The sequence below is a fragment of the Collinsella sp. BM28 genome, assembly GCF_054551995.1.
Window position 1 is genome coordinate 980,557 of the sequence record NZ_JBTOLJ010000001.1, and the last position, 13,925, is coordinate 994,481.

A 13,925-nucleotide genomic window follows, 5' to 3' on the forward strand; every position below is an offset into this window, starting at 1 on the left:
GCTCCTTATCTCATGCGCCCGTGCGGGCGGGGTTACTGCGATTCGCTGGACGAACTGCCATCGGAAACGGTGATGCCCGCCTCTTTAGCCTCCGCTGCGGTCATGTCTGGCGTGCCGTCTCCATCGCTGTCGACGACCTTCTCGTCGGATTCATCCGTTTGGGGAGCGGTGATGGACACCTTCCCGACACCGGACACCTTGGTATCGTAGCGGACTTTCTCCCCGTTCTTGTAAACGGCAACGTCACTCGGGGAATCCGTGGTGATGTCAATCTGGCTGGATACGGTGAACTCCTGCTCAAAGGGGCCAACGACCTGCTTGCCGAGGACGATTTTGCCATCGAGCTTGACCTCGACCCAGGCAACCGTGCCCTTTTCCTTGAGCGCGACCTTCACGACCGTCTCCGTGGGCTCGCTACTCGCGGAATCTTTACCATCGGTTGTGCCACCGCCTTCTGAGTCCTGAGAGGCGTCCACCTTGGAATCAGAAGAGGACGCATCCTCAGTGCCGTCGTCTTGACCCGTATCGACCTGGGAGGTGCTCGGGGTACTCGAACCCGCCTTCGCATCTTCCTTGGGCGTGCACCCACGTAGGAGAAGAGTCACGCAAAGAACGATCAAGACCAGCAGGATGGCACCAGCAGCCAAGAGGATGCGTGGATCGAATGAAGGCTGGGGGGCGCGGTGCGGAGCGCCACCGGAACGCGGAGGCCTTCCGCCCCCACGCGCCCCATTCCCTCGACGGGGATCGCCATACGAATCGGAACGATTGCGTTGCTGACCATATGCCGCCCTGCGCGGATCGCGCGGGTCGCCGGCATATCGCGGGCGGCGACCGCCACACGGCGCCATCCCGTCGGACGAACGGCCACCGGGCCCGTAGGCACCCTCCCTTCCATTCGTGCGAGAACGAAGCGAGGGGTCATATCCCCTATCCGGTGAGGGACGGCGGCTGGTGGCCGGTCGCAACCGTGAAGAGGACAGGGGTTCATGCGATGAATTGGCCTCGGACACATACCCCGCTTGCGGCGGTCGCTGTGCAAAACGCGATGTCGTCGTCGAGTTGACCATCATATACCTGCCCGATGCGTTCGAGCTACGCGGGCTGGCATCTGCGGCGGCATCCTGGAAACGTCCCACGCTCCCACCACCGTGCTCATACTCATGAAGCGCATCGAAATACGCCTCGATGACGTCACGCGGGTTGAGGCCGAGATAACGGGCATAGCTCGAGATCATCCCCTGGGCATACCCGCGCGGGGGCATGGCGGCGAAATTCTCCGTTTCGAAGTACTCTATGATCTGCGGACGAATTTTTACGATATTGGAGACCTGCTGGATTGAGGCGCCCATCTGACGACGGCGCTCTAGAAGCATGTCGCCGAAATGACGGCTCATTTACATCCCTCCAAAAATCTCATCTTCGCTCAAGGGTTCCTCGACGGCGCGAAGAGCCGCAAGCCCCTCCTCGTCGTAAAGGACCTCGCGAGGCTTAGACCCATCGGGTGGCCCGACGATGCCCTTCTCTTCAAGCATATCCATGATGCGCCCAGCACGGGCATATCCTACTTTGAGACGACGCTGCAGACCAGAGGTCGAGCCGAGCTGGGTCTCGACGACGATCTGTGCCGCATCCCATAGCAGGGGGTCATCTTCGCTCAGGGCCTCGTTATAAAATCCTCCCCCGCCGCCGGACATCGTCGCCGGGGCGACTGCAGAGAGGATCTCCTCGTGATAGTCGGGCACGCCCTGCTCCTTGACGAATTCGACGACACTGTTGATCTCATCGTCCGATACGAAGCAGCCTTGGATACGCTTGGGCTTGCCCCAATCAACCTTGGAGAACAACATGTCGCCGTAACCGGTGAGCTTTTCGGCACCCATCTGGTCGATGATGACGCGACTGTCGATTCCCGTCGCGACATTGAACGCGATGCGATTCGTGATGTTCGCCTTGATGAGGCCCGTCACGACGTTGGAGCTGGGGCGCTGCGTGGCGACGATGAAGTGGATACCCGCCGCGCGTCCGAGCTGGGCGATGCGGACAATCGAAGCCTCGACGTCCTTGCCAGCCACCATCATGAGATCGGAGAGCTCGTCGATGATGACGACGAGATAAGGCATCTTGGCAGGCGGATTGTCGTAATGCTCGAATACTCCCGCCGCTTGCTTCTCATTGAACGTCGAGATCTTGCGGACCCCCAGGCGCTCAAACACCTTGAGGCGCCGCTCCATTTCGGACACCGCCCACTGCAGGGCGCTCGCCGCCTGCTTGGGCTCCGTCACGACGGGAACATACAGGTGCGGCAACCCATTGTAGCCGGATAGCTCCACGCGCTTAGGATCGACCATGATCAGGCGCACATCCTCGGGCAAGCTACGCATGAGCAGGGCCATGATAATGGAGTTGATCATCACGGACTTACCAGAGCCCGTGGTACCCGCGATGAGCAGATGGGGCATCTTGGCGAGGTCGGCCACGATGGGCTGGCCCTCGGCATCTCTACCGATCGCGAGCTCGAGCGGACCACCCTGGACGTAAGGCAGCACGTCGCCGAGGTTGACGTTTTGCCGTTTCGCGTTGGGAATTTCGATGCCCACGAGCGAGGTGCCGGGAATCGGGGCGAAGATGCGGACCGATTGGGCGGCGAGCGACAGCGCGATATCGTCCTCGAGATTGGAGATACGGCTCACGCGTTCTCCCTCACCGGGCTGCACCTTGAAGGTGGTGACAGTAGGGCCCGATATCCAACCGACAACGCGGGAATGAAGGCCGAACTCGTTGAGGGTGGACTGCAGGGAGTTGGCAGTCTGCTCAAGTTCCCCCTCAGACGAAGCGGAAGATGCGGAATGAGGATTATGGCGCAGCATGCTGAGCGGAGGCAGCTGCAACTCTCCCTCTGCCGTGGCGGTATCGTCCGAGGCGTCACGCACGGAAGACATAGCGGCCTGCTCAGGGCTGTCAGCAGAAGCGTTGGCGTTCCTGAGGAACTCGGGAATTGCCGGCCCCTTTGGAGTATCCGCCGCATCGAACGGAGGAATATCGGGATCGGCAGCGTCAGGCTCATCATCGGCCGCGGTGTCCGGTTCGCTGTCCCGCTTCTCATCGATGAACGTTTCGCGAACGGGAATGAGCGTCGTTTTAGCCTGCTCTGCGGCGACCTGCTCACTCACATCGACGAAGGGATCTTCATCAACCTCATCATCGACGGGCGGGCGAAGCACACTCGTCTCGCGCGCGCCCAAAAACGTGGTCTCGGCAGTATCGAGATCATCGAAAAGCGTTTGTTGATCGGCTGCAGCACCACCGCGGGAGGAAGGGTTGCGACGCTGGGCCTGGGCGTGCTCGGCGTCCTCGCCCCACGGCATGTCATTCACATCCACACAACGGCGCTCGGCGAGTCTCCGCGCACGGTCTGCGGCCATCTCGAAAAAGGAACTCACGGAGAACCCAATTATCACAAGGCCGACGATGACGAGGCCGACCAGGACCACCATCGAAATCGTCTTGCCGAGCGCGGCTTGAAGCGCGCTGGCGATGAATGCACCTAAATAGCCACCGGACGTAATAAGCGCGGCGGTCTCGAACATGCCGGCGGTTGCGTAATCGGTTCCAGGAACCATAAGCGAAAGCATGGAAAGCACACAAACGAACATAAGCCCGCCGCCGGCGAGCGTGCGCGCGTTCAGCGGGGTCTTCTCACGCAAAAATAGACCGCCGGCGAACATAAGAAGTACAAACGGCAGCACATAGGCACCAAGGCCGAAACCGAGGTGGTAAAAACTGGCTATTGCGTGCGAGACGGGTGCCGAAGAGGGCGAGACGACGGCGATGAAGGATACGACGGCGACGACCGCGAGCACGATCCCCGTGATATCGCGGCCGACGGATGAATCCATCAACGGCTCGAAGGCGGGCTCTTGCACGGCCGCCTTCGAACCATTCGCGCGAAGGTTGCGCGACGGTTGCTTGGCACCGGCGCGCTTGCCCGCGGCACCTCCCTTTTTGTTCGTGGCTGCGTTTGCGCGAGGCAACCTACACCTCCATGACGACCGGAATGATCATCGGCCGCGTGCGATTGTTGTTCCAGATGAAATTGGATAACGCGTCGCGGACAGCCTTGCGGATGGCATCCGTACCCGAACTGGAGAAGTTGAACGAACCCTTCTCGATCGCGCGCTGGATGGCGGCGGAGGCGTCGGCGGAGAACTGGTCATCGATGGGGAACGAGACACCGCGTCCAGAGAACTCGAGATCGCCGATCTTCTTGCGCTTCATATCGAGCATGGCGACGACGGTGACCATGCCATCGCTTGCCAGTTTCTGACGGTCGCGCAGCACGATGGGATCGGTGTCGCCAATGCGGAGTCCATCGACGTACACGACGCCGGACTCGACGGCGCGCCCGCGCTTGACGCGGCCATCGCGCATCTCGAGCGTGTCGCCGTTATCGACGACGAAGATGTTCTTAGAGGGAATGCCCATCTTCTCTCCGAGGGCAGCATGCGCGCGCAGATGCACGGCCTCACCGTGCACTGGCATGAAGAAGGTGGGCTTGGTGAGCGCCAGCATGAGCTTGAGCTCCTCCTGGCTCGCATGGCCGGAGACATGCACCAGCGCACGGCTCTTGTCGTACACGTCGCAGCCGAGCTTTGCGAGGCTGTTGACGACCTGTTGAACGGCCTTCTCATTGCCGGGGACAGGCGTTGCGGAGATGATCACCGTATCGCCCTCATGGATGGAGAGCGTCTTGTGCTCGCCGTTGGCCATGCGGGAAAGCGCCGAGAGCGGCTCGCCCTGGGAGCCGGTGCACATGACCACGATCTTATCCTCGGGCAGACCATTGATGTCGAAAGCATCGACAAGGTCGTGCTCGTCAACGTTTAGGTACCCGAGCTCACGGGCGACGCGCGTGTTCGTGAGCATGGAGCGACCCGTGACCACGATCTTGCGGTTGCACTTCTTGGCGGCGTTGCAAATCTGCTGCAGACGATGGATATGGCTCGAGAAGGACGCGACGAACACACGTCCCTTGGCGTTCTTGATGATATGCAGCAGCGAGGGGCCGACCTCCGCCTCGGATTTGGTGAAACCAGGGACCGTGGCGTTGGTGGAGTCGGACAGCAACAGATCGACGCCCTGCTTACCAAAGCGGGCGATGGCGCCATAGTCGGGCGTCACACCGTCGATGGGCGTCTGGTCGAGCTTGAAGTCTCCCGTATGCACCACGGTGCCCGCCGGCGTCTTGAGAAACACGCCGAGCGCGCCGGGAATGGAGTGCGTCGTTGAGAAGAACTCGATCGAGAAACAGCCGAGGTTGACATGGCTGCCGCCCTTGACCTCACGGAACTTGGGCGCGCGGATGCGAAACTCGGAGAGCTTTCCCTCGATGAAGCCGAGCGTGAGCTTGCTCGAGAAGATGGGGACCTTGGTGTTGAGGTCCTGGAGAAGATACGGCAGGGCACCGGTATGGTCCTCGTGGCCGTGCGTGACGATGATGCCACGCAGCTTGTGCTCGTTCTCGAGTACATAGGTGTAGTCGGGCAGGACCAGGTCGATACCGGGCTGATTGTCGTCGGGGAACATGAGGCCCGCGTCGATAAGAACCATGTCCTCACCGCACTCGAAGGCGGTCATGTTCTTGCCAATACCGTCAAGGCCGCCCAGGGGAATGACCTTGAGCGCGGCAGAAGAGGTCTTCTTGTTGTTTGCCATAAGCGAATTGTTTCCTTTCGTTTGAGCTTCATACAAAAACGATGGGGCGCACCCATCGTACTGGTCTAAATAACCAACGTCGGTTCGAGAGGTCCGGCGCATCCCGTTTTATTGTAACGGGCTTGCAACGGCAGGACAAAAGTCCACCAAAAGAACTACGCCCCTCCCGGTCCGGGGCAAATCATCCCGTGCTCGAACAGTCCTGGCTCGCACGAAGGGTCCACAGGACCCTTCGGCTCGTGCGGAACTGCGCGCGGGATGGTAAGCCCCGGACCGGGAGGGATATCGAAAAGGCTTCACCTCAATCATCACATCAAATCGCAATTGATTGAGAGTGAATTGCCAGAGCTCCGCCCTCGCACCTATCGTTCCGCGCGCAGTTCGCGCAAGTGCTGTTTGAGCACGGAATGATAGGTACGAGGGCGGAGCGACGGGATCAGACCCAGCTAATCGCTACTTGCGGGCCATCTCGCCGATGTTGGCGATGCCGGCGAAGACCGATTCAAAGCGGTTGAGGAGGCGCAGGCGGTTTGCACGCAAGGCCTCATCCTCATCCATGACCATAACTTCGTCGAAGAACGCATCGATAGGCTCGCGCAGGGCCGCAAGAGCGGCGATTACCGCAGTGAAGTCCTTGGCGGACCGTGCCACATCGACGTTGGCCTGGGCGGCATCCGTGGCCTCGAGCAAGACTCTCTCAGCATCGCCCATCAGCGCGGAATCGACCTCGCTGCCAAGCACGGCATCGGCAAGATGGGCGGCGCGGGCATAGGCGGTGGCGAGGTTGTCAAACGCCTCGCGATCGTTGGCACGGGCGTCCTCAAGGGCGTGGGCGAGCTGGAAGTACTGTGCAGGCACAGTGACGCTGCCAGCGGAAACGGCGGCGACGGTATCGGCGGAGACCTTCTCATCGCGGACCATCTGCTCCATGCGACCCTTAATGAAGGCGCACACGGAAGCTTCCACCTCGTCCTTGTCGAATGCAAGTCCCTGCTCCAAGTACCCATCGAGCGCAGCATCGACAATCGCCTCGTAGCCACAGCCCAAACGATCACGAAGGATGTTCAGCACGCCGATTGCGGAACGACGAAGCGCGAAGGGGTCCTTGGAGCCGGTGGGCGGTTCGCCAATGGCGAACATGCCCGCGATGGTGTCGAGCTTGTCGGCCACGGCGACAACGCATCCGGCGATACCTTCGGGCAGCTCGTCTCCGGCAAAACGCGGACGGTAATGATCGCGAATCGCAGCGGCGACAGCAGGCTCCTCACCCGCGGCGGTGGCGTAGTACCCGCCCATCACGCCCTGCTGGCTCGTGAACTCGACAACAGCCGAGGAGACCAGGTCGGCTTTAGCGAGATGAGCGGCACGCTGGGCATCGGAGGCGGCATGCGCGCCCAAATGCGCCTCGTTGGCGATGGCGAGCGCCAGGTCCTCCATACGGTCGGACTTTTGCAGGACCGTACCGAGCTTCTTTTGGAAACCAACGTTTGCCAGGCGAGCACGGAACTCCTCAAGATCGATTTTGAGGTCCTCGTCGTAGAAGAACTTTGCATCGTACAGACGGGCGCGCACCACACGCTCGTTGCCGTCGACAACCGTTTCACTCACGGCCGGATCGGCATTCGAGACGACCACAAAAGCGCGGGTGAGCTTACCCTCCGCATCGTAGGTGGGGAAATAACGCTGGTTGGAGAGCATAGACTCGCAGATGATCTCGGAGGGCACGGCGAGGAACTCCTCGTCGAAATGGCCAACCAGAACCGTGGGCCACTCGCAGAGGTTCACAACCTCATCGAAGATTTTCGTGGGCGTGTCCACACGCACGCCGAGCTCGTCCTCGACACGAGCGATACCAGCGCGGATGACCTCCTCACGGCGCTCGGCCGAGAGCACATGCGCCGCTTCGAGAACCTGCTCGTAGGACGCGGCGCTGGAAACAACGTGCTCACCAGGCGACAAAACGCGATGACCGCGCGTGGTGGAGCCGCTCTTCACATCTGCAAAGGAGACGGGCACGACCTCCTCTCCGAACAGGCAGCAGATCCAACGCACCGGACGTACGAACGTGGCATGCTCGCTCCCCCACCGCTGGCTACGGTAGTTAGGCCACTGAATGGCAGGGATGAGATCCTCGCACACGCGGGTAAGAATCGGAACAGCGGGCTCGGAAGGCGTGTTCTGCTCAGCGAAGACGTACTCGGTGCCGTCTGCGTCCTCGCGGCGGACGAGCTCCGCGGCGGTCATGCCATTCTTGCGGGCAAAACCCTCGGCCGCCTTGGTGGGATTTCCCTCGGCGTCGAATGCGATCTTTGCGGAAGGCCCGCGGAGAACGGAGTGAATCTCCTCCGTCGCCTCGGCGACGTCTAACACCAATGCAGCGAGACGACGCGGCGAAGAAATGATGCGAACGTCACCATGGGCCAGTCCAGCATCGTCCAGACCCTTGGAAATCAGGGTTTTGAGCTGCTTGACGGCGTTGTTGAGCGGAGCGGAGGGCATCTCTTCGACGCCAAGCTCGAATAGGAAATCACGGGTACCGGCCATTTACGCCACCTCCCCCTTCTGATTGGAAGCCTCGACGGCGGCATCACCGGCGACCTCGGCGAGATACGACTCACAACACGCCTTGGCAAGCGTACGCACACGCAGGATATAGGCTGCGCGCTCAGTTGCCGAAAGCGCACCGCGTGCATCGAGGATGTTGAAGCTGTGCGAGCATTTCATGACGCAGTCGTACGCAGGCAGCGGAAGCTTGGCATCGAGGCAGCTGTGGCACTCGGCCTCGAAATCATCGAACTTCTGACGCATCATCTCGATGTTTGCAATCTCAAAGTTGTACGCGGAGAACTCCCGCTCGTTCTCGAGGAAAACGTCACCGTAGGTCATGGGCGTACCATCGGGCAGGTAGCTCCACACAAGGTCGTACACGCTTGTGACGCCCTGCGCGTACATGGCGATACGCTCGAGACCGTAGGTGATCTCGACGGGCACCGGATCGCACTCAATGCCGCCAACCTGCTGGAAGTACGTGAACTGCGTGACCTCCATGCCATCGAGCCAGACCTCCCAGCCCAGACCCCAGGCACCGAGCGTCGGGCTCTCCCAGTCATCCTCGACGAAGCGCACGTCATGCTCGGCAGGGTCGAGACCGATGGCGGTGAGGGAATCGAGATACAGCTCCTGGGAGTTCTCGGGGCTCGGCTTGATGAGCACCTGGAACTGGTAATAGTGCTGCATACGGTTGGGATTCTCGCCGTAACGGCCATCGGCGGGGCGGCGGCAGGGCTGCGGATAGCAGGCACGCCAGGGCTGCTTACCCAAGCTGCGCAGGAGGGTTGCGGTATGGAAGGTACCGGCACCGACCTCGGAGTCATAGGGCTGCATGACGGTGCAGCCGTGGCCGGCCCAATAGGCCTCGAGCTTGAGGATCATGTCCTGGAACGTCAACGCATTCGGATTCATCTTGGCGTTGCTCCCCTTCAATCGTACGGTCAAACAAGTGATTATTTTAGCAGGATTACCGGATATGGCGTGCCACCTGCGACGCGTCCCCGATACGTGCTACAAGGTTCCAATTCGGTCAATCGGCCAATAGCGGAAGAAGGCGATGCCAATGAGGTTCTCCTTAGGCACGGGACCGAAGTAGCGCGAATCGGCGGAATTCTCCCGGTTATCACCCATGACCCAAATGTAGCCATCCGGAACGGTATAGGGAAAACTCACCTCGACGCCAGGCGCCTGGGTCACGAGCTCATAACTCGACCCCTGGGCATAGGGCTCATCAAGCGGAGATCCATCGATGTAGACGACACCATCGATCAGGTCGACGGTCTGTCCACTCTGCGCAATCACGCGCTTAACGAGAATATCGTGCTCGGTGCCGGCAACCGGATTCTCGAATACGACGATCTGGCCGTTCTCGACATCGTGCCCCAAGTTCAACGTGAGCTTTTGCGCGAAGATGGTATCGCCCACCTGTATGGTGGGCTCCATCGACCCAGTTGGAACGGTAAACGGGGACAAAACGAAGGTGCGAATGAGGGCGAACACCGCGAAGGCGATGAGAAAGACGCCAACCCATTCGGCGATGGTCGAGAGTATGCCGCGACGTTCAGACATTAAGCCTCCCCTGCCTTGGAGCCATGGAAACGTGTGATGAGCTCAGTGGCGAGCACGCGCTCGCCATTTGTAAGGCGTGCGGATTCGATCAGGTCGGGACGCCACCGGCACGTGCGCTCGAGGGCGCTTGCGCGGCGCCAGGCATCAACCTTGGAATGGTCGCCTGAAAGCAGCACCTCGGGCACGGCGTTACCGTTGAAGTCGGCGGGACGCGTGTACTGGGCATACTCGAGAAGGCCGCCATCTTCGCAGGTGGAAAATGATTCATCGACGCTTCCCATGTCATTGCCGAGGGCGCCCGGCAAAAGACGGATGATGGCGTCACTCACCACAAGCGCGGGAAGCTCGCCGCCCGTAAGGACGTAATCGCCAATCGAAAGACGCTCATCGGCCAGGGCGTAAGCACGCTCGTCCATGCCCTCATAGCGACCGCATACGAACAAGATGCGCTCGACGCTTGAGAGACGCTCTGCGACATGCTGGGTGAACGGCACGCCGCAGGGCGTGAAAAATACCACGCACGGACGGACATCACCGCGAGAAGAGATGTCGGTGATGGCGTCGTGAAGCGGCTCGACCTTCATGAGCATGCCGGCACCTCCGCCAAAGGGCGCATCGTCAACAGTGCGGTGACGATCGTGCGTCCAATCGCGCAGGTCGTAGCTCTTGAAGTCGAAAAGGCCACGAGCACGAGCGCGTCCCATAATCGAGGTGGACATATAGGGTTCGAAAAGCTCGGGAAAGACCGAGAGGGTCTCGATGAGCATGAGCACTCCCCTCGTGATTTACAGGTCGAGCAAACCGTCCATAACGCGAACAGAAATGGGGCCCTCCGCCGGAATCGTGCTGACCACATCATCGATGACGGGAATCAGGACCTCGCCATGATCGGGGCCCTCAACGACCCAGACGTCATTCGCGGGCGTCTCCATGACTTCGGCGATATGCCCGAGCGAACCATGGCGCTCGTCAACGACCAATCGGCCAACGAGATCTTCGAATGCGGCGTCGAGCGGACCGAGTTCGAAATCGGCACAGCTGGCGAGGACGTAGCAACCGGCAATACCCTCGGCGGCATCCAGGTCATGCGCGCAAGAAAAGAGCACGCGGCCGCCATCTGCCGTCTCGGACACCGCTTCCACGGTCGAGATTCGCTCCCGCTTGAGGGCGGGGGGCGTCAGATGGACGCGCATCCCTTCGCTGAGTAAAAAGGGAAGGCCTCGCAGCGGAGCCACGAGAACCTCCCCCTTGGTGCCATGTGGACGAACCACACGGGCTATGTTCTTATACGAGGCCGGCACGACGTTAGCCCATGACCTCGACCTCGACGGAAGTGTCGAGTCGAGCGGCGAGGGCACGCGCGAGCGTGCGTATGGCCTTGATGGTGCGACCGTGACGCCCAATCACCTTGGCGACGTCGCCCTCGGAGACGGTCACCTCAATGGTGGAGGAACTTGCACCGTCGATGACCTCGAGACTCACACCGTCAGCATCATCGACGATGTTGACGACCAGATACTCGACCAGATCGGCGATGCGATCGGAGACGAGCTCCTCGCCCTCATCGAACTCGACGGTCTCGTCATCGAAGGTCTCGGAGATCAGATCCTCGGACACCGTTACTCCTCGGTGGCCTCAGCGGCGGCAGCAGCCTCTTCCTCGGCCTTACGAGCAGCCTCCTCGGCCTCCTTGGCAAGCTGCTTCTTGGACTTCTTGGGGGCTGCAGCGGCCTTCTCACCCTCGTTGGCGGCCTTCACCAGAGCGGCGACGGCGTCGGTGAGCTGAGCGCCCTTGGACTGCCAGTCGGCGATCTTCTCAAGGTCGAGGGAGATGGTCTTGGGGGTGGTCATGGGGTTGTAACGGCCAACCTCCTCGATGGGGCGACCATCGCGACGAGTGCGGGAATCGGCGACGACGACGCGGTAGTACGGACGCTTCTTGGAACCATGACGAGCGAGGCGGATCTTGACAGCCATGCAAACTCCTTCTTCTGCGCAGCTTCTCGCTGCATTCCTTACCAGGACAAATACTTTCGCCCAACGACTTGACGGGAAGCATTTGAGACCGGCTTCGTGCAGATAAGTCGCAAGCAATCCAGTATCTTATCTAAGATTTGCGGGAATGCAAGGGTGGAATCTCGCTTTCACGCAGCGTACATCCCGTGTTTTGGCTATACTCATCGTATGAGCAATATCGAACATACATACGGTTCTTTTGAAGACGACGTGTCCTTTGGAAACGCGCCCCTTTGGCATGGCAACGACGAAGCCCTCGATTCTGCGGCGTTTTCCGATGTGCTCTTTGGCACATGGAGTGGCCCCGCCATCGGGCTTTTGGACCTCGATGCGTTCTTCGCGAGCGTGGAGCAGCTCGATCATCCCGAATGGCGCGGCAAGCCGGTTATCGTGGGTGGCAGCCCCGAGAAACGCGGCGTGGTCTCCACCTGCTCGTATGAGGCACGTACGTACGGCGTCCATTCCGCCATGTCCTCGGCGCAGGCAACGCGCCTCTGCCCCGATGCCATTTGGACGCCAGGGCATTTCGCGCGTTATCGCGAGATGAGTACGCAGGTCATGGCGATTTTGGCAGACGAGACTCCCTACGTGGAACAAGTGTCCATCGACGAGGCATTTTTCGACATCTCGCCTGGACGTTTTACCCGCGAAAGCCCAATAGCCATCGCCCGTCGGATTTCTGACCGTGTGGCGGAGCTGGGAATCACCTGCTCAATTGGCCTGGGCCGTAATAAGACAGTGGCAAAAATCGCCAGCGAGCGCGAAAAGCCACGCGGTCTCACCGTGGTGCTTCCCGGCACCGAGGAAGGCTTCTTGGCACCACTGCCCGTCCGAGCCATGAGCGGCATCGGCAAGGCTGCGGAAAGTGCCCTTCATAAAGTGAGCATCCGTACACTCGGGCAGCTCGCTGGAGCCTCGAATACGCTTCTCTCCCCCATCTTCGGCGTCAATGCCGAGCTGGTGCGTCTACGCGCTGCTGGACGGGAAGTGAGCGAAGTCTCCGCTATCGATGCGCCCGAGGACGTGAAGTCGGTGAGCAACGAGCGGACGTTCTCTCGGGACCTCACGGATGTAACAGACGTGAAGGCGGCGATCCACCTGCTCTCCGAATCCGTAGGGCGAAGGTTGCGCCGTAAGAACCTCGCGGGCCGAACCGTCACACTCAAGCTCAAGTACTCCTTCGGCGAGGGGCGGACGATTCAGCGCAAGCTCACCCATGCGACCGACGACGAGAACGTGTTCGGAGCCGTTGCCTGCGAACTGCTTGAGAGTATCTGGAGCGTGGGCACGCACGTGCGCCTAGCCGGTGTAGGCGTGAGTGACTTCGGCATCGACGGTGCCGGTATCCAGACCGATTTGTTTTGCGAGGTTGACGAGCGGGGCGCCATGGCGAGCGACAAGCGCGATCTGGCTGTGACGCTCGACGCTGTGCGTGAGAAATTCGGTACCGATGCTGTCAGCTTCGGCCGCGCCACCCGCTTCAACGGCGACCTCGTCGACCCTGCCAAGTTCCTCAACCAAAACAAACCGACCGACTAGCCGGCATGGTGCAAGTGGGGTACGTCCCCAATTGCACCGCACGGCCGGAGGGCTCTACAGCTCGACGACGGGAGCATCGCCCCAGAGCTTTTCCAAGCGATAGTACTCGCGTGCCTCAGGCGTAAAGGAATGCACGATAACCGAGCCGTAGTCCATGAGGATCCAATTGCGCTCCTCGCGCCCCTCAATGGAGAACGGATGCTCGCCGCAAGCTTTGGCAACTTGCTCCTCGACCTCATCGACAATGGCGTCGACCATACGCGTGTTGCTGCCGGTGGCAATCACGAAGTAATCGCACACGTCGGACAGCTCGGTAAGATCGATGATGCAGATGTCCTCGGCACCCTTGAAGGAGGCGGCGTCAGCCGCAGCGCGAGCGACCTCGATCGCGGGCACGCCAGAAGAGGAAAGCGAGGCGGAGGAGCGATCAACGGAGGCAGGGCCCTCCCCATCCTCAACGGGCTTGGCGTTCAAGCCGGCGGCATACTCAAGAAGCTGGGCATCGGTCATATCAGACATTGAATACCTTTCATGTTT

At 60.6% G+C, this 13,925-nt stretch carries 12 protein-coding genes; 1 reads left to right on the forward strand and 11 read right to left on the reverse strand.

The genetic code is table 11. From position 1 onward, the window contains the following. Nucleotides 1–32: 32 nt before the first annotated feature. The 10 genes from ACX9NZ_RS04240 to rpsP all read right to left on the reverse strand — a co-directional run bounded on the left by ACX9NZ_RS04240 (nt 33) and on the right by rpsP (nt 11,810). Nucleotides 33–1,397: a helix-turn-helix domain-containing protein gene (locus ACX9NZ_RS04240; protein ID WP_294158606.1), complete on the reverse strand. Its 1,365-nt coding sequence runs from the start codon at nt 1,395–1,397 to the stop codon at nt 33–35. Further along, nucleotides 1,398–3,899 (reverse strand): FtsK/SpoIIIE family DNA translocase, encoded by a 2,502-nt coding sequence (locus ACX9NZ_RS04245; protein WP_407496373.1) that lies wholly within the window; start codon nt 3,897–3,899, stop codon nt 1,398–1,400. A 136-nt stretch (nt 3,900–4,035) separates the two neighbouring features. Continuing rightward, nucleotides 4,036–5,715 carry a ribonuclease J gene (locus tag ACX9NZ_RS04250; protein WP_294158611.1) on the reverse strand — a complete coding sequence of 560 codons (1,680 nt, stop codon included), beginning with the start codon at nt 5,713–5,715 and terminating at the stop codon, nt 4,036–4,038. A 453-nt stretch (nt 5,716–6,168) separates the two neighbouring features. Continuing rightward, nucleotides 6,169–8,259, reverse strand: a complete 2,091-nt coding sequence (gene glyS, locus ACX9NZ_RS04255; protein ID WP_294158613.1) for a glycine--tRNA ligase subunit beta — start codon at nt 8,257–8,259, stop codon at nt 6,169–6,171. Continuing rightward, entirely contained in the window at nt 8,260–9,177 is a 918-nt protein-coding gene (locus tag ACX9NZ_RS04260; RefSeq protein ID WP_294158615.1) for a glycine--tRNA ligase subunit alpha, read from the reverse strand. It lies immediately after the preceding gene. Between the two features lie 99 nt (nt 9,178–9,276). Then, nucleotides 9,277–9,834 carry a signal peptidase I gene (gene lepB / locus ACX9NZ_RS04265; protein WP_407496336.1) on the reverse strand — a complete coding sequence of 186 codons (558 nt, stop codon included), beginning with the start codon at nt 9,832–9,834 and terminating at the stop codon, nt 9,277–9,279. After that, on the reverse strand, nt 9,834–10,601 hold the full coding sequence (trmD, locus tag ACX9NZ_RS04270; protein ID WP_407496338.1) for a tRNA (guanosine(37)-N1)-methyltransferase TrmD: 768 nt from the start codon (nt 10,599–10,601) through the stop codon (nt 9,834–9,836). Before trmD ends, lepB begins: the two co-directional genes overlap by 1 nt. A gap of 18 nt (nt 10,602–10,619) precedes the next feature. Beyond that, a complete protein-coding gene (locus tag ACX9NZ_RS04275; RefSeq protein WP_366465285.1) occupies nt 10,620–11,192 on the reverse strand; it encodes a ribosome maturation factor RimM in 573 nt (190 codons plus the stop codon). After that, nucleotides 11,140–11,451 carry a KH domain-containing protein gene (locus tag ACX9NZ_RS04280; protein WP_294158622.1) on the reverse strand — a complete coding sequence of 104 codons (312 nt, stop codon included), beginning with the start codon at nt 11,449–11,451 and terminating at the stop codon, nt 11,140–11,142. The genes ACX9NZ_RS04275 and ACX9NZ_RS04280 overlap by 53 nt, the downstream gene beginning before the upstream one ends. Nucleotides 11,452–11,453: 2 nt before the next feature. Next, a complete protein-coding gene (rpsP, locus tag ACX9NZ_RS04285; RefSeq protein WP_006721173.1) occupies nt 11,454–11,810 on the reverse strand; it encodes a 30S ribosomal protein S16 in 357 nt (118 codons plus the stop codon). A gap of 249 nt (nt 11,811–12,059) precedes the next feature. Between rpsP and dinB the strand changes: the two genes are divergently transcribed. Continuing rightward, nucleotides 12,060–13,388 (forward strand): DNA polymerase IV, encoded by a 1,329-nt coding sequence (dinB, locus tag ACX9NZ_RS04290; protein WP_233546191.1) that lies wholly within the window; start codon nt 12,060–12,062, stop codon nt 13,386–13,388. Nucleotides 13,389–13,442: 54 nt separating this feature from the next. Here the strand turns inward: dinB and rsfS are convergent, their stop codons facing one another. Then, complete coding sequence (gene rsfS / locus ACX9NZ_RS04295) at nt 13,443–13,907, reverse strand: ribosome silencing factor (protein WP_118653895.1); 465 nt, start codon at nt 13,905–13,907, stop codon at nt 13,443–13,445. Between the last annotated feature and the right edge of the window lie 18 nt (nt 13,908–13,925).